Below are 17,917 nucleotides of genomic sequence, written 5' to 3'. Positions count from 1 at the left end.
AAGAAGGTTTAATAAGTAAACAAACCAGATGTTATGACAAAGCAAGAAGTAGAAGATGCGATAAAAAATATACCCCTGGGTTCAAAATTACAGCTAATCAAAAAAAATGGAGAGATTGTCGAAGTAAGACTTGCAAGTCATGTCATCACGAGCTCTGATAAAAAAGATTATGGAGAGGTGGTTGTTCCTGAAATGCCGCCTGCTATTTTAGTAAGAGGTGGCACACGGTTTGGAAACTTTAGAATAGAAACCGATGACATTGTGAAAATCGCCTGGATTGAATAATGATTTCACTGGTTAATAATCAGATTTTCAGTTATTTATGTTTGTTGTTGACAGTTTTGTTATTAACAATATTGTACAGTAATAATTAGATATCTAAATTGCCAATAATTATCACGATTTACCAAATTAGTTATGTTTGACGGGTTAGGTTTTCCAAAATCCCTCGATGAAGAAGTGTTTGATCAATGGCTGGAAGAAGGCCGTGAAAGTAAATTAAGCTATCATTACATGCTTGTAATATGGGATGAAGCTGATTCCATTTATAAGCCTGTTTACCTCGAAGAGCGGGATAAGATCAAGCAATATGAAAATTACGGGGAAGCTACTGGCAGAGAATCCCTGATTGCCGCTTATGATCTTTATTCAGAATCCAGAATTACTTGAAAAAACTAAAGCAACAGGATTTAGTCTGCCGCTTTAGTCTTGTTATCAGTCATTTATTCTCGATCAATATTTCATTGTCATAAATGTTGTTATCAGATCTGGTTATATAAGGATCAATCACAACATATTCAGGTTTTTCATCCACTTCAATGACAATTTCCTGTACACCTTGTTTCAGGTCAACGGCTTGATAATAAATAATATCGTTATCAGACTTTACCGTTGATGGATGTCCGTTAAACAGACCAATTGGAATTGGTTCATTCAGATCAATTTTTATCTCTTCTCCGGAACCATTCAATTGATATCGATCAGATTTAATCTTAATTGCTACCCGAAATTTTCCATTATCGGTTTTGGTTATATCCACATTGTCGATTGAAAGATCATATCGTACAATCCGTTTAAACCAGTCATTTATTAATTCATGATAGGTATCAGGAGTAATTTTATATAGTTCTTTGATCAATTCCAATGAAGTTAATTTGAGTTCATCAGTTTCATGGTATCGATCGATAAGCATTCTCATCACTTTATTCATCTTTTCTTCTCCGATCAACTCTCTTACCGCCATCAAAACTGTATAATGTTTACCATAAGCGAGGTAATGTTCATTATTCTCCAGGTAGACAGGAGGCTCAGGATCATTAGAGAATGATCTTCCTTTAAAATATGTGTCGTTTGCGTTTTTAGCAATTTGCCAGCTTGCTCCCTTTCCATACATTTTTTCCATGACAGCAGATTCGGTGTATTTTGCAAATCCTTCTAGAAATATTGAACCTCCTTCTACAATTTTGGGTGTTAAGATACCTCCCCACCATTGATGAGCTACTTCATGAATGGTTCGTTTGGCCACCAGGTTAAAAGTTTCGGTGTTTCTAACATCTACTAAATAAAGACGGTCCTCAACCATGCTTATGGTTCCGGGATGGCTGAACCCACCAAAAGGCCAATGTCCGGGAACCTCAGCGATTCTTAGATGATCAAACGGGTATGAGCTGTAGTTTTTTATGCAATAGTCCAATGTTTCAATTACACTTTCTTCTATCAGACCGATGTTTTGATAATGTTCAGGATGATAGTAAAGCTCAATAGAAATACCATTATACTCTTTTACCCTTTTTTCATATTTAGCTGAAAAGTACCCAACTGAAGGAATCACTTTTACAGGGGTTTTATAATAAAAGTAGTTCCTGTCATTTATTTTCCATTGCTTAATCAGATTTCCTGAACCAATAGCAATTTGATCAGCCTCGGTAGAAATGACTGTTTCATAGGATATTTTTTCAACATTGGTTTCGCTTGTTAAAATATGTTCATCTCCGGCTTTAACTTTTTCTATCGGAAGTCCCCGTTTTTTTCGCTCATACTCATCTTTTATTTCTTTTGAAGAACTATAGCCCAGCATCGGTTCAAAATCTCTGAATGTGATATAACTTCCATTTTCAACTATCGCACGGTCGACATTGAATGGAGAGGAGCTTTTTTCTAAAGTATAATTCATCTTGACTACCTCTCCGGGTAAAATTCCATTTTTGAATTCGAATAAGTAGATACCGTGAATAGAATCGTAAGTGGAAAGTTTCCCCCTTTGAATCTCCAGATTTGAAAGTTTTGTCCGTTCATTTATCAAAACCTTATATACCGGAATATCATTCTTGTTTTGTAATACGTGTTGAGCTTTTACTGTGTAGCGATGTTTAGAGGGGAATAAAGCCACATAGTTTTTCCATGACAAATGGTTTAAGCGATCTAAGCTGTCATATTGCTTGTAGAGTCTTTCATATTGTTCCTTCTGATCCAGTAATTCAGCATTTGACCTGTAATCATTTTTAATATTTGTATGATAATAAATGGATGCTGCAGAGGCTACAAAGCTTGTAAGGATCAAAATGGTAAAAGCTACATTGTATTTATTCCATTGAATGTTAGTCAATCGAAACTTGATGGTGGTATATCCTCGATTTAGAAGCTGAAAGGCAACAACGGATAATAATAAACCGAAAGAAACCCAGTACCATGCATAGTGGTGAAATGCTTCTGATTTGATAATAAAACCATTCATATTGGTAAATGAAGGAATCGGTGAAATGCCCAATCTGAAAAGGGGATGCTCTAAACCAATACTTTCAGGAAAACTACCAAATAACAGGATCAAAATCCCGGTGATTCCCATGGCCAGATATTTCTTTGATATAAGATGGTTTATAAACATCGCTAAAAAGCAATAAAACAAAAATCTTAATCCGTGGAAATAGAATGTAGAAAGATAAAGACTAATATCAAGATCCTCATATCCCAGGTAAAGTTGAAAGCAGACCGAAAATAGTATTCCGGATAAGATTAAAATGAAAGGAAGTCCAATTAAGGCTATCAACTTTGAAATAAATAGCTGGCTATTCGAAACCGGGGTAGAATCTATGATTTCATTTATCTTACTTTCTTTATTTCGCCAAACTAATTCTCCACTATAGAATACGATCAAAATAAGGGCGATGAAAGTTAGTATTTCAGTGAAATATCCGATCAAAAGATTAGATGTGGGATACATGCTATTATTATATTCACCACCGTCAACGACTCTGGCATAGTTCTCTATAACCACCATGCCAACCCAGACAATTATGATACCTATAAAAGGAAGACTCTTGAATACAGACTTTAATTCAGATTTTATCAAAGTGATAATAATGAGCACCTTAGACTGAAATGATTGTTGGGTATTCACAGCTGAATAAGTTGCTTCGGGTGAGTTCTCTCTTTTTGATTGTTTCTTTTGCCTTGCTTTATTCCTGATCTTTCTAAAAGAAAATGAAAAATAACCTACAAATAAGATTACCCCGGATAGAGATAACCAGATTATACGATTCCAAAGTAAATATCCTGCTAACTGAATTGATTGATTATTCTTTTGAAAGGTTGTCCAGAATTGGGTCTGCTCAAATATTGCTGACATGCCAAATGGATCTGCAAGAGATGCGATCATTAATCCTTCTGGAGTGGCAGGAATAGACTGAGCCATTATCGGCGAATTTAATACCATTGAGCAGAGGATGTAAGCTGCATAAATACATATTGCACTCAGGTAGGTAGCTAAATTATTCTTTGTGAGAAGTGCTACTGTAAATATAATAGCAGAGGAAATGATTACATTCGGAATGATAAATATCAGAAAAGTCCTGATGTAATTCATCAAATTAAATCCGGAAATACGGTCAGGGTCGAGTTCAGGAGAAAGTGTGCCGACATAAAAGCCTATAAGAAAAGGGGTGAAAGTAATAATGCTAAAGCATATAACACCACTGAGACGGCTGATAAAATATTGCTTTTTATCCACAGGGGTGCTGTAAACAATTTGCTCCAACTGATGCTTATTGTCCCTGATTACTCCGCTTATGGCAAAAAACATCGCGATAAAAGGAACTCCGAGGGTCATTATACCCGTATTAAAACTAAGCTGAAACATTGAATCATAGTTGATGTTTGCCGGTGCATACCCCTTGCTTCCTACAACAATACCAATCAGCAAAAACAGAATAGACAAAAGATACAGGGATCTTTGCTTTCGTTGATAGAAAAGTTCGAATTTGATTAGATTTGAAACCATAGTAAAATGTTTTGAAAGGAGTTTTAATTTATGGAACTGGTGAAATAGACATCCTCGAGAGTTGGACTCACCGGTTCGAACTCAGGACCAGGAATAGATCCGGATTTTACCCTTACCTGAGTATTTCCGGAAACTATCCGGGTGGAAATAACCGGAAGAGACAAAATATCATCAAGCCTATTTTTACTTAATGTCTTTGACCAGATGTGGCCATTCAGTTCATTAACCAGGTCGGTAGGTTTACCTTCTTTAATGATTGTTCCATTAGCCAGAATAGCCATGCGAGAACAGAGTGCATGCACATCTTCTACAATATGAGTGGATAAAATTACAATGACATTTTCTCCAATTTCACTGAGTAAATTGAGAAACCGGTTTCTTTCTTCGGGATCTAAACCGGCTGTAGGCTCATCAACAATGATTAATTTAGGATTTCCAAGCAAGGCCTGGGCGATGCCAAACCGCTGTTTCATTCCGCCTGAAAAGGTATAGACAGATTTCTTTCTATGCTGGTATAAGTTAGTCTTAACCAATAAAGCTTCAATTTGATCTCTACGCTCTTTTTTATTAAGTATACCTTTTAAAATGGCTACATAGTCAAGTAATTTCAAGGCAGACACTTTGGGATAAACACCAAACTCCTGTGGTAAATACCCTAGTTGTGCACGGAGTAACTGCGGTTTTTTAATAGTGTCAATATCATTAAATGTGACCGTTCCGGAATCAGGTTGTTGTAAAGTCGCAATGGTCCGCATCAATGTTGATTTTCCAGCTCCATTAGCACCAAGAAGACCAAACATCCCGTTTGAAATTGAAAGAGAAACATTATCAAGTGCTTTGACACCATTCGGATAGGTCTTGGTTAAATTTTGTATTTCTATTGTATTCATACTTTTTGATTTTGTTGATGATGAATTTAATGGGGGTGGGGTATCTTGAAAAATAAGAGTGTTCAATGCAGATTATTTCTATTCAAACCCACCTGAGAGGAGGGTATATAAGGTTCATCAATAGAATAGGGCAGTTGAAATAAAAAATTACCGTTTACATCAAAATAATTAGGCTGTTAGATTGATAAAAGTAATTTTGAGTAATGATTCAGTTGATAAAAAAATACAGGGGCTTCATATATGGGTTTTTTCTCACAGCGATTCTTGCTGCAATTTTAATTGAAATAGGTTTTTTATTAATCGATGAAAGTGAAGTGATCGTTAATATCCTCATTTTTACTTTCTGGTGGATAATGATTTCATTACCTATTTACCACATTAAGTATCTGAAGAAGAGAAGGGTCACTGTATTTAAAATTTCAGGTCTTTTATTACTCCTGATTATTACAATTCTAGTCGATTCACTGATTAACATCCCGGATAATCCTGTATCTATCTTTTTGCTTATAACATTCTGGATTGGGGTCAGTTATGTGTTTTTTCCGAAGTTTTTTAATAAATACAAATATTATATAATTGGTATTTATTGCATTGCTTTTGCCTATTGGTCGTATGTCAGATTATTTTCTGAAAGCTTTTCAGTTTATCAATTAGAAGAAAAAGACCTGGCAATTAGCCTATTATTGATACCAATTCCTGTATTCATAGTTCTTTGGATATATGAACAGTGGGTTTGGCTAAGGACATTAAAATCTGAAAAGACACAAGCCGAACTTGCCATGCTTAAAATGCAGGTTAATCCCCATTTCTTTTTCAATACGCTCAATAACCTGTATTCATTAACAATAAAAAAATCAGATGAGGCTCCTGACGTGGTCTTGAAATTGTCTGATATGATGAGATATACCATTTATGAAGGAAAAAAAGAGACTGTTTCGGTTGAAGACGAAATTGAGTATCTTAAAAATTATATTGATCTTCATCGTATAAGATACCACAAGACAGTGGATATCAAGTTTGATGTGGATATTACAGAGTCAGGGAAAATTGCTCCCTTATTATTTATTATTTTACTCGAAAATGCTTTTAAACATGGAGTGGAAACCCTTTCTGAAGATGCATTTATTAAGATCAATTTTGAGATAAATAAAAATCATTTCAGATTTGTGATCGAGAATAATTATGAAGAATCAGATCCGGATAACACTGAACCCGGGATTGGGTTAGAGAATTTAAAGAAACGATTGAAGCTGATCTATCCGGAAAACCATGAACTAATAACTTCTAAAAAGAAGAATATTTATAAAGCTGAATTAACCATTTTCAAATCGTGATCAATTATTTAATAGTAGACGACGAACCACTGGCCCATGATCTTATCGAGGAATTTTGTGGGATGCTTCCCCATTTGGAACTGGTTGGCCATTGTTATAATGCGATGGAAGCAATTCAGTTATTGAATAAAGGAGTTAAAGTCGATATCATCTTTTTAGATATAAATATGCCCAAATTAAGTGGGTTTGACTTCTTAAGAACACTATCACATCCTCCTAAGGTAATAGTTACCACCGCATATAAGGAGTTTGCTTTAGAGGGATATGAATTAAATGTGGTTGATTATCTATTAAAACCTTTTAGTTTCGATCGGTTAGTTCAGGCAATTAATAAGGCTACACAAGCCACTCCTGTACAACATTCAACTCCTTTACAGGAAGAAAAGAAAAAAGAAAATAACAGGTTGTTTATTAAGAGTGATAAAAAATACCACCAAATAACCGTGGATGATATTTTATATATTGAAGCTTATGGAAATTATGTGAAAATCCATTTAGAAGATGAATTGATCATTAGCCATGAAAAAATATCTCATTATGAAGCAGAATTAGCTCCATTTGAATTTATCCGGGTACATAAATCATATTTGATCGCCGTTCCTAAAATTGACAGGATTGAAGGGAACCAGATTATAATTGGCGATATCAAGATTCCAGTAGGCCAGACATATAAAAACTCTATTAATAAAATTATTGGTTAAATAATCTGACTTTCAAAGCATAATAGAGCAGATTACATTTCTGTTTTAAATCAAAAGATGTCGATTTAACACCACCGGTTTATCATTCTATCCTTTTATAACATTTTGTAAAAATATAATTACCAAAAGAGTTAAATTAAATACAGGTATTTAACAAATAAGGTAATAAGCCATGAAAAGTAGTTATGGAATTTGGAAAACGCTTTATTTAGCTCTTCTATGTTTAATCGTGGTTTCCTCTTGTAAAGATGATGATCTTTGCCTTACCGGATCAGGAAATGTAATTGATTATCCCCTTGAACTGGGTAATTTCAATTCTGTTGCTTTATCCGGACCAATTAATTTAGAATTAACCCAGGGAGCAGAACAGTCGGTAACAATTTCTGCAGAACCGGAAATGTATGGACCTTTATATCATAAGGTAAATGGTAACACACTTTTGGTTGGATATGAAGACAACGTCAGGTGTTTCAATACAAATCATGGTGTTTGGGTTAATGTAGTGGTGCCGGATATATCATCAATCGAGGCTGAAGGAAAAAGCAATATAGTTTCTGAAGGTGATTTAACCTTGGATCAAATGAATATTAGTAATTCAGGTGAGGCATATATTAACATGAGTGGCACAATCGATACCCAGATTATTAATGTTGATGGTAAAATGACAATGAAAAACTTCAAAGTTGAATCGAAGAATATTATAATTAACGTAGTGGGTTCAGGTGATTTTGAGATTACCTGTACTGAAAAACTGACTATAAATGTTGAAGGATCAGCCACTGTGATATACAAAGGTCAACCGGAAATAGAACAATCCAGTGAGGGTTCTTTAAACCTGATCGATGGAAATTAAAATAGAGCCTTATTAGATCATACTATTACCAATTCATGGATAATTAACTTTCATAAACCACGTTTTCAGGAGAGTTAAACCACTCCGGATACATGTGTTGATGAATTTCTTCAATTCTGTTCCTTTTTATTTTCATTGTAGGAGTCATCAGACCGTTATCTACACTCCACTCTTCTTTCATGATCACAGCTTTTTCAACTTTCTCATGTTTTTGAGCAGATTTATTTAATTCTTTTATTGAATCAACAATCGAATCTTCAAGGACTTTTTTATCCATTTTTTTCCCCGATTCAGAAAGAATTACTAACGCAATAGGCTGAGCAATTCCGGTACCCACAATACAAACCTGTTCAATAGCGGTATTCATTGATAATTTACTTTCCAGAGGTCCTGGATGAACGTATTTTCCTTTATCAGTTTTGAACTGATCTTTACTTCTCCCGGTAATGTATAAATAACCATCATGGTCAAATTCACCGATATCACCTGTTTTCAGAAAACCATCGTCCGTGAATGATTCCACTGTTTTTTCAGCCTTTTTATAATACCCCAGCATCAACGCATCACTTTTTATCAAAATCTCTCCCTCCGGAGATAATTTTGAAGTAACTCCGGGCAATGGCTTTCCAACAGACCCAATACGGTTAGTATCCGGCATATTGTAATGCGAAAGTATACAATCTTCAGTCATACCATAAACCTGGTTGATCGATACTCCGATCTTCTTATACCAGTTAATTATTTCGGGTGATAGTGGAGCAGCACCTGATGCATTGAAGATTGAATTACTCAAGCCCAGCTTATTTTTGATCTTTTTCTTTATAAAAGTGTTGAGTAGAGGGATCTTTAGAAGGCGGTTTAATTTCTTTTCAGGAATAGACTCATTGACCTTTTCTTTAAATTTTTGCCAGATTCGGGGAACTCCAAAGAACATCACAGGCTGTACACTGGCCAGATCCTGAGCAAAAGTTTCCAGGGATTCGGCAAAACTAACCGTAGCTCCGAAAAATATTGCAGGCATTTCCAAGCCACCCCTTTCAGCGATGTGAGTCAGCGGAAGATATGAAAAGTAAGACATGTTCTCAGGCCAATCAAAGATGTCAATATATGTATTTACCAGTAGAGTGAAAGAACTTACCTTATGCATAACTCCTTTAGGGGAACCAGTAGTGCCTGAAGTGTACATTATGGTCATTAGCTCTTCAGGAGATTGTTTATGTATATTTTCAAGGGGTTCGTTTTCCTCTATTAGCTTTTCCCATGAATATTGTTCCTTAATTCCATACAATTCGACACCAATTCTGGGAATATCAGTGATGCCCGGTTGCTGGGCAGAATAATCATCGAGCTTTCCAATAATAATGCCTTTGGTTTCACTATGTTCAAGAATGCTTTGGATACCTTCTGCATCAAGGGTAGGATAGATTGGAATAGAAATGCATCCTGCCATCATAATAGCCAGGTCAGCCATAAACCAGTGAGCACAATTTTTGGATAAAATAGCTACGTGATCCCCGGGATTCACTATCTGTAATAAAGCATTAGCCATTTCTCGGGCTTCAATATTTACCTGGTCATAGCTGTATTCAATAAACTTTCTATTGATGGGCTGTCTGAGGAATATATTTTCAGGAGTAGTTTCCGCCCACCAGGAAAATGCATCTAACGGGCTATTGAATTTTTTCATATTATGATGGTAAAATGGTCTGGTTATTAAGATACAATAAAGAAAGATTAAAATACAAGTTGTTTATTATCCTAATTGACAAAAAGAAATTTCGAAGAAGGATATTCCATTATTAGAAAGGTGGCAAGGATATATAACTACTCTTTTTTTTGAATTGATAAATAACAACCATATATTTACTGCTATTCAATTTTTTAATAATTAATCAATACAGTTATGATCAAGAAATTTAAATCACTAGCAGTTAGCATATTTGCAATGGCTCTTTTTATGACATTTGCTTTAACTTCATGTGGATCAGGTAGCCAGGAGTCTACTGAAGATGATACAATGGAACAAATGGATGAAGAAATGCCAATGGAAGAGGAGCATATGAATGATAGTACTCACGAAGACCATGATCACGATGCAGAACATCCTGAAGGAGAGCATCCTGAAGGAGAGCATCCATCTTCAGATGAAGACGGAGATGAGCATCCTTCTAACTAATATTTAAATACTAGATTTTAGTATCTCTATTAAAGGTGAATTTAGTGTCAACGCGCACAGGTTCACCTTTTATTTCTAACACCGGGTAAGCCAGGAAATTAATAGATCCGGATTTTGGCATGATCTCCGGTTTGATATCCCTTCCACGACTAAATTCAATTCTGTTTGCCGGGTGATGCCCAAAATAATAAGTTGCCAGGGCAGTGTATTTATCTGCCTCACTAATATCTACCGGCCACCATTTACCTTCAGCATAAAATTCAGCCCAGCAGTGATAGCCATTTACACCACCTTCATTTCTTGATGATGGGATAGCAGCACCGACAGCAAAACGAGCAGGAATACCCGCTGATCGAGCCAATGATATAAATAAAGAATGAAATTCAGTACAGTTTCCAGACTTTGAATCACAGGCATAGTCAGCATCCCCGGTACCGTAAGTGCCTTGTTTGGCATATCGAACTTCCTCAATCACATGATCATATAAAGCACGAGCCTTGGTGAGTGGGGTAGAGGCCTCCCTTTTTTCGATAACATCATTCGCAATAACCGCAAAACGGTCTCCAATTGGTAGAAGTTTATTGGCCTGAAGGTATTTTGATGGATCAGAGTCTTCTTCATAAGGACCTTTTTCTAATCGGTTTACTTCGTAATTAATTGATATTTTCTTTCCACTATGCGAAGGATCGAGATTCATATATAAAATTGAATTATCAAAATCAGGATCACTGATCATTTTATGCTCGCCTGGAGTTTCGATGGAGATGATTTCAATAGTTTGAAATTCATCAGACTGAGCAATTGGAATCCAAACCTCAGCATTTTCAGTTATTTCGGGAATAGTTGCTTCATAGGTAAAAGAGAAATTATCCTGACCTTCTATTACACCCATTAATTTGTTAGAAGCCTGTTCTACCGGAACAGTTACCCAGGTTTTATCTTTATTTTGTTTCCAGGTGTAGTAAGGTTTACCGTTTAGCTTGTGTAAATCTGTACGCGTAACCGTCATCTCATTTTTAGTCCCGTTCAGAAAGAAATCGACATCATATACATCACCACTTTCGGTAGCCAGGTCTACGCAGGCAAAAAACTCATTAGGCCCCAGTACAGAGAGGTATTCAGTATGCACCCGAACCAGTTTCAGATTAAAATCGGTGGTGTCATTACTAAACTTAAAATACCCATTACCTTCTTGAGTTTGAGAGGCTATATTTTCCCGGATTCCACGTTCGACATCCTCAACCGTTACTTTTTCATTGGATGACTTAACATCTTTGCTTTCGTCTTCAGATGTCGTGTTTTCCTGGTAATTACACGAAGTAAAGATCAAAAATGAAAAACAAAAAAGAGTAATAAGCTTCGTAATGCGCATAAACTAGATTTCAGATTAATAAAGGTTAAAGATAATTATTTAATAGAGATTCTTTGAAGAAATAAAGAAGGACATCCCAAAATATTAAATTAAGAATTATTTCATTGTTGATTTATGGATGTATACTGTAATTTGTGGTCTTCTAATTAATGATAGAATAGTATTTATGAATCTACGTTTAATAAAAATATTTTTTCTCTCTGTCCTTATTTTTGCCTGTACTAAAAGTACAAAAACAATTTACCTTAAAACAGAAAAAGTAAACGGTCTTACCACCAAATCTAAGGTGCTGGTCAAGGATTTTCAAATTGGAATGGTGGATGATATTGCTATTAATAACCAGGGAGAGATTATTGTGAAATTAAATCTGGATGAGGTGCCTAAGCTGGCAACAGATTCAAAATTTAAAGTTGAAAGCACGGATTTATTTGGTACGAAGGTAATTGCAGTTACTCTTGGTAAAGGAAATGAATTTATTAATTCCGGAGATACAATCAATTTGATAAAGAAAGAAGAAAATACTTACCAGTTAGATTCCCTACTGGATAAGAGCAAAAATTATATTAAAGAATTATTAGAGGATTGATGGTGCTTTTGACCAACCAATATCTAATGCAATTCTTTAAAAGGTTTCACTATATCTATAATAACCAAAAGTTTTTAGGGTTATCATTCAAATATAACTACTCGATTTATTATTTTTTCTCCTTTCAAAACCACTAAATATGAAATCTAAAGAATTCCTTCGGCCTGATAAGTTATTGTTTAAAGGACTCCAGAGTATTACCGGGATCGGCCATGATTTTTATACGAATCAGAAATCCGAGGCAAAGGCCAAAGCAGAACTAACCTTCATTGGTAAAAAGAAAGTTGAAAAAGTAGATACCCAGTTATACACCTATTCTTTAGAAAATTACACAGAGGATACGAAATTCAATGATTTTTTTAAATTAAAGGAACTTGATACAAGTGAAAATATATGGCTGAATTTTCACGGACTCCACGAAGTGCCTAAAATAGAAAAAATAGGAGAGATCTATAATCTTGAACGATTGGTCATAAGGCAAATTCTGGATACTACGCAACGACCTAAAATAGAAATTGATGATAATTATCTTTTTCTAAATGTTAAATCTCCAATCAAACAGGAAAATAACGAAGTAATAATTGAGCATATGTCTTTTGTAATGGGTGAAAATTATTTGATCTCATTCCAGGAAGAAAAGACTGATCATTTTACCAGCATAAGGAATAAAATTACAGAAGGAGTGGGGTTTATCAGGAAACGAAGTATAGATTATCTCCTTGTTCAAATGCTCGATTCAATACTGGATCATTATTTTATTACAATTGATGAAATAAATAAGCAGGCTTCAACTCTCGAAAAGGAAATTTTAAGGAGGCCCTCGGAAGAAACGACCTTAGCCCTGGAGAGTATGAAAGGAATGGCTCAGATCATTAAGAAAGCGCTTGGTCCTTTTAAGGAGGTTTTGCTTAATATATTAAATGAGGAATCCGGGTTAATCAGAAAAGAGAACGTCAGGTACTTTAAAGACCTGGTTAACACTGCCTCATCAGCAATAGATGAAATAGATAGTACTCAAAATAAACTGGAAAGCTTAACCAATATTTATTTTGCCGCACTTAGTCAAAAAATGAATGAAATAATGAAGGTTTTGACTACTGTAGCGACAATTTTTATTCCTTTAACTTTCGTTGCCGGTATTTATGGTATGAACTTCGATTACATGCCGGAATTAAATCTACGGTATGGGTATTTTGGGATTTTAGGAGTTATGTTCATCATCTCTATTATCATGGTGATCTATTTCAGAAAGAAAAAGTGGATTTAAATTTTAGCCTTATAAGATAATTTATAGTGCTGTCTTAGATTGAATATTTTCGATTGCAGAAATACTCTTTTGGTTGTATTTTAATACTAACAATTTTAGAGTTGCTGTACGATGAAACCATTTCTGATTTTACAATTACGGGTTATTGATGAGGCTGCTGATCAGGAGTTCGAAGCTATTATGAAATATGGTGGTTTGGAAAGAAATGAAGTTGTACGGATCAGAATGGAAAAAGAATCTTTCGACAGCATCAATGCCTGTGATTTTGCAGGTATAATTGTAGGCGGAGGACCCAGTAATGTCAGTGATGATATAGATAAAAAACCCGGGTTTCAAATTCGGTTTGAAAATGAATTAGACCAGCTATATGCATCCATTATCGAAAATGATATACCCTTTTTTGGGACTTGCTATGGACTAGGATCAATGGTTAAATATGCCGGAGGGATAGTGTCTAAAGAAAAATACTCAGAACCTGTAGGCTATACAGAAATTCACTTAAATGATGATGGGAGGGAAGATCCTCTCTTTTCCGGGTTACCTGATTCATTCATTGGTTTTTGTGGTCATAAGGAAGCTTGTCAGACAATACCAGAAGAAGCAGTACTGTTAGGAAGCTCAGATCTTTCTCCGGTGCAAATTATCCGAATGAAGCATAATATTTATGCTGTACAGTTTCATTGCGAGCTCGATGGACCGGGTATGGCAAAACGAATTGTTTATTATAAGAATCACGGTTATTTTGATCCTAAGGAATCAGAAGCCATGATCAGGAGATATCAGAATGTCAAAACTGAAATACCTCAAATTGTTCTGAAAAGATTTGTTGACAGATACAGCACAAAAAAAATGTAAAGATTTTTTATGGAATTTTTTATTGTCCTGCATCCTGTCAATAAACGAACAATTATGAAAAAACAATTTAACTTATCTATCGACTCTCCCTGCTCGGAGAAATTCCAAAATTTCACACCAACCACCAACGGAGGATTTTGTCAATCATGCCAGAAAAATGTAGTTGATTTCACCAAAATGACTGAAGCTGAGATTATTCAGTATTTTAATACCACTAAGAGTAATACTTGTGGGAGATTTACATCAGGTCAACTGAAAACGTACGAGTTTAATTCTGCTCAATTCAAGTTTCCTCATTTTCGCTGGATAGGAACGGGCTTGTTAGGTTTATCATTAATACTTGCCGGCACGCCGGCATTAGCAAAAGCAAAGTCTGCTTCCATTATTCCTGTTGAAGTGAATCAAACTGTAAATACCATTGATAGTCATAACCGCAAGGTTTCTATACCGGGATTCACCGTAAATGGTACAGTAACAGATGAAGAAGGTGAAATGTTGCCAGGAGTTAATGTTATCATTAAGGGAACAAACCGGGGAACAGTAACCGATGTCAATGGTAAATTCTCTTTGCAAGGTATTGAAACAGGGGATGTGTTAATTTTTAGTTTCGTTGGATATCATTCAGCTGAATACAAGGTAGAAAACCCATCACAAGCTGCATCAATAGAAATTAAAATTGAACCCATGGAATATGAGCTAATGGGTGAGGTTGCAGTAGGAAAGGTGTTTGTTTCAAAGCCATCTCTTTGGGATCGAATTAAAAGTGTTTTTCAATGATTAGATTAATACTATTCTTGAGCCTGTTGGTGTACGGATATTCGATTCATGCCCAACAGGCTGATTTTAAACACCTGGATTTTAACCGGGCAGATAGTATAGCAAAAGTATATGAAGGGGAGGGGTTAGATAATTTGCCCCTCCTTGTTTATCACCTAACTAGCCCGTTGCAGAATCAGGCTGAGAAATTCCGGGCAATATATACCTGGGTTACACATAATGTGGCTAATGATTATAACTATTTCTTGAAGAATAAAAGAAAGCGGGAGAAGTTTGCTGATAATCCTGAACGGTTGGCCGAATGGAATGATGAATTTCGGTTCAAAGTGATCAGGAAACTTCAAAAGGAACAGGAGACGATCTGTACCGGGTATGCATATTTGATTAGTGAATTAGCCGGGTTGGCTGATATTGATTCAAGGGTAATCAATGGTTATGGACGTACTGTAGGATCAAACGTTGGCGGATCAGGAATACCCAATCACTCATGGAATGCTGTAAAGCTTGATGGTAAGTGGTATTTATGTGATGCTACCTGGTCTAGTAGAAGTATAAATGCCATTGATAAGGAATTTATTAAAGAATATAATGATGGCTATTTTCTGGCGGATCCGGAATTATTTGCCTTAAATCACTATCCTTTGGATACAACCTGGTTGCTGACTGATTCACAATTTTCACTCGAATCATTTTTAAACGGGCCGTTAGTTTATAAGAATGCGTTTAGTAAGGGGATTTATCCAATCGCTCCGAATTTATTTGAAAACAACATTGATAAAGGTGAAGAATTAACCATTACCATTGAAATATTTAAGGATATTGATCCGATAAACTTTTCTTTCGAATTAGGTAGAGGTAGTTATCGTTTGAAAGTTGATCCTTTGATATTTAAAAAGGAAGATGGAATATATGATCTTAAAATTGAGTTTGACAACAAAGAAAAATATGATGTACATCTGAAAATAGGGAATGAATATATTGCTACTTATGTTGTTATGGTGAATTAATACTGGATATAAAGTTAAATGAAAGAATTAATTAGACTTCTCTATTCTTCATTCAATCGGAAATTTCATTTCATGTATCTTTTCTGAATAAAAGTTTCTTTCTTATATATATGATAACTAATTTATTAATGAGGTACTTGTAGAATATCAAATTGAAAAGTGAAAAGGTGAAATATGAAAAGAATAGTAGCTTTTGCTGGAAGTAATAGTTCAAAATCAATCAATATGCAGCTGGTAAATTATGTTTTAAGCCAGTTGGATAGTGATCAGTATGAAATTGAACGATTGGATCTGAATGATTTTGAAATGCCGATATATTCCATTGATAGAGAAAAGGAGCATGGGATACCCGAAAAAGCGCATCAATTCAGGGAGCATTTTAGTAATTCGGACGCAATTATATGTTCTATGGCTGAGCATAATAACAGCTATACAGTAGCATTTAAAAATATCTTAGACTGGTCGTCGAGAATTGACCTGAACATTTTCGCAGGTAAAAAAATGCTATTAATGAGTGCTTCACCCGGAGGTTATGGGGGAGGAAATGTGATGAAAGCGGCTAGTAGTTTTTTTCCAAAATGTGATGCTGAAGTGGTGGATACTTTTTCGCTACCCAAATTTTATAACAACTTCAAGGATGGTAAAATCACCAATGAAGAATTCGATAGTGAATTAAAAAATAAAATCAAGGGATTTGAGAATTCACTTCATGAATAAGAAAATAAGTCACCGATAATTATATCGGTGACCCTAGGCAAAATATTTTAGTTTTAATGAGCTATTTAATTAATCCTCATCAATTTCTCCATCATCGTCATCATCTTCACCAGCCTCTAAGATCTGGTCTAAATTTGATGCAATTTCAACAGCTAAATCTGAATTGGAGTTACTATTAATTCTAACTATTCCATCAATATCTACCCCAGCTGTATTTAAATCAACTCCTGCAAAAAGAGCATCCAGGTTTAATAATACTAACATTTGATTGGTTACCCCGGCATCAATTAAAAAGCCATTATCATTCTCTATTTCAAATTCAAGTTCGTCACTATTTCCATATTCTACAGTTACTACTTCATCATTTGCATTTACAAACTCGAAAGATACATAGATAGAATAACCGCCATCAAGAATAGGTTCCATTTCAATTTCCATCTCTTCGTATATACCAGGAGTCAGGCTGGCGATACCAAAGTCTGGCGTACTTGTTCCGTTAATAAGATCTACTACGAACTGTCCTTCAAATTCTACTTCTTCGTTTTCATCTTCGCCTTCAATATCTTCAAGTTCATCTTCTTCCAGAGTCTCAAACTCAAGTTCTGTTACTCCTACAAGTACTTCGTTAAATACTAACCCGGAGTTCATCTGTCTGCCATTTGAAATAGTGGATTGGGTGGTTTGAGCTTTAATCTCAAGACTCACTTGTGCTAATCTTGGGTCGCTATCCTCAGCGCAACTTTGCATGATCATGCCTGCAGCTAATAGCAATACAAACGCGAATACTTTTGTTATTTCTTTCATCTTAAATATTGTTTTAAAATTGTTTAGAGATATTCTATTTACTTTTATTTGTCATTCTCTAGTTATAAAACAGATGAACAGAGATAAGTCCTACCAAAATTTGAAAATTATTTACCAAAACTATTTATTAAAAACCCAAGATAAGATTAGTGACTTATACAGTCTGGAGTTTAGTTGTAGTGTAACTTAAACTATCGAAGAAAATTGCATTGTATACTACTCAAATTAATAGGTTTATTTCATTTAAAATAACTTGTCGGAGATACTATGATGGTTGTCGAAAAGGATTAATTGATGTTTTT

The 17,917-nt window shown here is 35.1% G+C and carries 17 protein-coding genes; 12 read left to right on the top strand and 5 right to left on the bottom strand.

The features are described 5' to 3' along the window. Nucleotides 1-33 precede the first annotated feature (33 nt). Both OO013_RS09690 and OO013_RS09685 read left to right on the top strand, forming a co-directional pair. Nucleotides 34-285 (top strand): hypothetical protein, encoded by a 252-nt coding sequence (locus tag OO013_RS09690; RefSeq protein ID WP_266056604.1) that lies wholly within the window; start codon nt 34-36, stop codon nt 283-285. A 132-nt stretch (nt 286-417) separates the two neighbouring features. Then, on the top strand, nt 418-669 hold the full coding sequence (locus OO013_RS09685) for a hypothetical protein (RefSeq protein ID WP_266056603.1): 252 nt from the start codon (nt 418-420) through the stop codon (nt 667-669). A 49-nt stretch (nt 670-718) separates the two neighbouring features. Here OO013_RS09685 and OO013_RS09680 read toward each other — a convergent pair whose 3' ends face one another. After that, nucleotides 719-4,276: a M1 family aminopeptidase gene (locus OO013_RS09680; protein ID WP_266056602.1), complete on the bottom strand. Its 3,558-nt coding sequence runs from the start codon at nt 4,274-4,276 to the stop codon at nt 719-721. A 23-nt stretch (nt 4,277-4,299) separates the two neighbouring features. Further along, on the bottom strand, nt 4,300-5,166 hold the full coding sequence (locus OO013_RS09675; protein ID WP_266056601.1) for an ABC transporter ATP-binding protein: 867 nt from the start codon (nt 5,164-5,166) through the stop codon (nt 4,300-4,302). A 203-nt stretch (nt 5,167-5,369) separates the two neighbouring features. Between OO013_RS09675 and OO013_RS09670 the strand changes: the two genes are divergently transcribed. The 3 genes from OO013_RS09670 (at nt 5,370) to OO013_RS09660 (ending at nt 8,054) form a co-directional block, all read left to right on the top strand. Further along, entirely contained in the window at nt 5,370-6,500 is a 1,131-nt protein-coding gene (locus tag OO013_RS09670; protein WP_266056600.1) for a sensor histidine kinase, read from the top strand. Further along, nucleotides 6,497-7,201 (top strand): LytR/AlgR family response regulator transcription factor, encoded by a 705-nt coding sequence (locus OO013_RS20280; RefSeq protein ID WP_266056599.1) that lies wholly within the window; start codon nt 6,497-6,499, stop codon nt 7,199-7,201. Before OO013_RS09670 ends, OO013_RS20280 begins: the two co-directional genes overlap by 4 nt. A gap of 172 nt (nt 7,202-7,373) precedes the next feature. Then, entirely contained in the window at nt 7,374-8,054 is a 681-nt protein-coding gene (locus tag OO013_RS09660) for a head GIN domain-containing protein (protein ID WP_266056598.1), read from the top strand. Between the two features lie 43 nt (nt 8,055-8,097). Here OO013_RS09660 and OO013_RS09655 read toward each other — a convergent pair whose 3' ends face one another. Then, nucleotides 8,098-9,741 carry an AMP-binding protein gene (locus OO013_RS09655; RefSeq protein ID WP_266056597.1) on the bottom strand — a complete coding sequence of 548 codons (1,644 nt, stop codon included), beginning with the start codon at nt 9,739-9,741 and terminating at the stop codon, nt 8,098-8,100. A gap of 216 nt (nt 9,742-9,957) precedes the next feature. Here OO013_RS09655 and OO013_RS09650 point away from each other — a divergent pair, with 216 nt between their 5' ends. Continuing rightward, nucleotides 9,958-10,230, top strand: a complete 273-nt coding sequence (locus OO013_RS09650; protein WP_266056596.1) for a hypothetical protein — start codon at nt 9,958-9,960, stop codon at nt 10,228-10,230. 10 nt (nt 10,231-10,240) lie between these two features. Here OO013_RS09650 and OO013_RS09645 read toward each other — a convergent pair whose 3' ends face one another. Continuing rightward, nucleotides 10,241-11,602, bottom strand: a complete 1,362-nt coding sequence (locus tag OO013_RS09645; protein WP_266056595.1) for a transglutaminase-like domain-containing protein — start codon at nt 11,600-11,602, stop codon at nt 10,241-10,243. 166 nt (nt 11,603-11,768) lie between these two features. On the opposite strand from OO013_RS09645, the gene OO013_RS09640 reads away from it, so the two are divergent. The 6 genes from OO013_RS09640 (at nt 11,769) to OO013_RS09615 (ending at nt 16,811) form a co-directional block, all read left to right on the top strand. Next, complete coding sequence (locus OO013_RS09640; RefSeq protein ID WP_266056594.1) at nt 11,769-12,188, top strand: MlaD family protein; 420 nt, start codon at nt 11,769-11,771, stop codon at nt 12,186-12,188. Between the two features lie 139 nt (nt 12,189-12,327). Continuing rightward, nucleotides 12,328-13,455, top strand: coding sequence for a magnesium/cobalt transporter CorA (gene corA / locus OO013_RS09635; protein ID WP_266056593.1), 1,128 nt, complete (start codon nt 12,328-12,330; stop codon nt 13,453-13,455). Between the two features lie 111 nt (nt 13,456-13,566). Beyond that, nucleotides 13,567-14,310 carry a glutamine amidotransferase gene (locus OO013_RS09630; RefSeq protein WP_266056592.1) on the top strand — a complete coding sequence of 248 codons (744 nt, stop codon included), beginning with the start codon at nt 13,567-13,569 and terminating at the stop codon, nt 14,308-14,310. A gap of 54 nt (nt 14,311-14,364) precedes the next feature. After that, nucleotides 14,365-15,087, top strand: coding sequence for a carboxypeptidase-like regulatory domain-containing protein (locus OO013_RS09625; RefSeq protein WP_266056591.1), 723 nt, complete (start codon nt 14,365-14,367; stop codon nt 15,085-15,087). Next, entirely contained in the window at nt 15,084-16,094 is a 1,011-nt protein-coding gene (locus OO013_RS09620; protein WP_266056590.1) for a transglutaminase domain-containing protein, read from the top strand. Before OO013_RS09625 ends, OO013_RS09620 begins: the two co-directional genes overlap by 4 nt. Nucleotides 16,095-16,268: 174 nt before the next feature. Then, nucleotides 16,269-16,811: an NADPH-dependent FMN reductase gene (locus OO013_RS09615; RefSeq protein ID WP_266056589.1), complete on the top strand. Its 543-nt coding sequence runs from the start codon at nt 16,269-16,271 to the stop codon at nt 16,809-16,811. A gap of 69 nt (nt 16,812-16,880) precedes the next feature. Here the strand turns inward: OO013_RS09615 and OO013_RS09610 are convergent, their stop codons facing one another. Next, nucleotides 16,881-17,615: a hypothetical protein gene (locus OO013_RS09610; RefSeq protein ID WP_266056588.1), complete on the bottom strand. Its 735-nt coding sequence runs from the start codon at nt 17,613-17,615 to the stop codon at nt 16,881-16,883. Nucleotides 17,616-17,917 lie beyond the last annotated feature (302 nt).

Source organism: Mangrovivirga halotolerans (assembly GCF_026241165.1).
In the GTDB taxonomy this organism is placed as follows: Bacteria; Bacteroidota; Bacteroidia; order Cytophagales; family Cyclobacteriaceae; genus Mangrovivirga; species Mangrovivirga halotolerans.
This window is presented reverse-complemented; position numbering and strand designations above follow the sequence as displayed.

Bases quoted from the DNA above. Each gene is read 5' to 3' on its own strand.
- OO013_RS09690 (WP_266056604.1), top strand. From the start codon at position 34: ATGACAAAGCAAGAAGTAGAAGATGCGATAAAAAATATACCCCTGGGT.
- OO013_RS09615 (WP_266056589.1), top strand. From the start codon at position 16,269: ATGAAAAGAATAGTAGCTTTTGCTGGAAGTAATAGTTCAAAATCAATC.
- OO013_RS09610 (WP_266056588.1), bottom strand. From the start codon at position 17,615: ATGAAAGAAATAACAAAAGTATTCGCGTTTGTATTGCTATTAGCTGCA.
- OO013_RS09670 (WP_266056600.1), top strand. From the start codon at position 5,370: ATGATTCAGTTGATAAAAAAATACAGGGGCTTCATATATGGGTTTTTT.
- OO013_RS09680 (WP_266056602.1), bottom strand. From the start codon at position 4,276: ATGGTTTCAAATCTAATCAAATTCGAACTTTTCTATCAACGAAAGCAA.
- OO013_RS09650 (WP_266056596.1), top strand. From the start codon at position 9,958: ATGATCAAGAAATTTAAATCACTAGCAGTTAGCATATTTGCAATGGCT.
- corA (WP_266056593.1), top strand. From the start codon at position 12,328: ATGAAATCTAAAGAATTCCTTCGGCCTGATAAGTTATTGTTTAAAGGA.
- OO013_RS09685 (WP_266056603.1), top strand. From the start codon at position 418: ATGTTTGACGGGTTAGGTTTTCCAAAATCCCTCGATGAAGAAGTGTTT.
- OO013_RS09620 (WP_266056590.1), top strand. From the start codon at position 15,084: ATGATTAGATTAATACTATTCTTGAGCCTGTTGGTGTACGGATATTCG.
- OO013_RS09625 (WP_266056591.1), top strand. From the start codon at position 14,365: ATGAAAAAACAATTTAACTTATCTATCGACTCTCCCTGCTCGGAGAAA.
- OO013_RS09645 (WP_266056595.1), bottom strand. From the start codon at position 11,602: ATGCGCATTACGAAGCTTATTACTCTTTTTTGTTTTTCATTTTTGATC.
- OO013_RS09655 (WP_266056597.1), bottom strand. From the start codon at position 9,741: ATGAAAAAATTCAATAGCCCGTTAGATGCATTTTCCTGGTGGGCGGAA.
- OO013_RS09660 (WP_266056598.1), top strand. From the start codon at position 7,374: ATGAAAAGTAGTTATGGAATTTGGAAAACGCTTTATTTAGCTCTTCTA.
- OO013_RS09675 (WP_266056601.1), bottom strand. From the start codon at position 5,166: ATGAATACAATAGAAATACAAAATTTAACCAAGACCTATCCGAATGGT.
- OO013_RS09640 (WP_266056594.1), top strand. From the start codon at position 11,769: ATGAATCTACGTTTAATAAAAATATTTTTTCTCTCTGTCCTTATTTTT.
- OO013_RS09630 (WP_266056592.1), top strand. From the start codon at position 13,567: ATGAAACCATTTCTGATTTTACAATTACGGGTTATTGATGAGGCTGCT.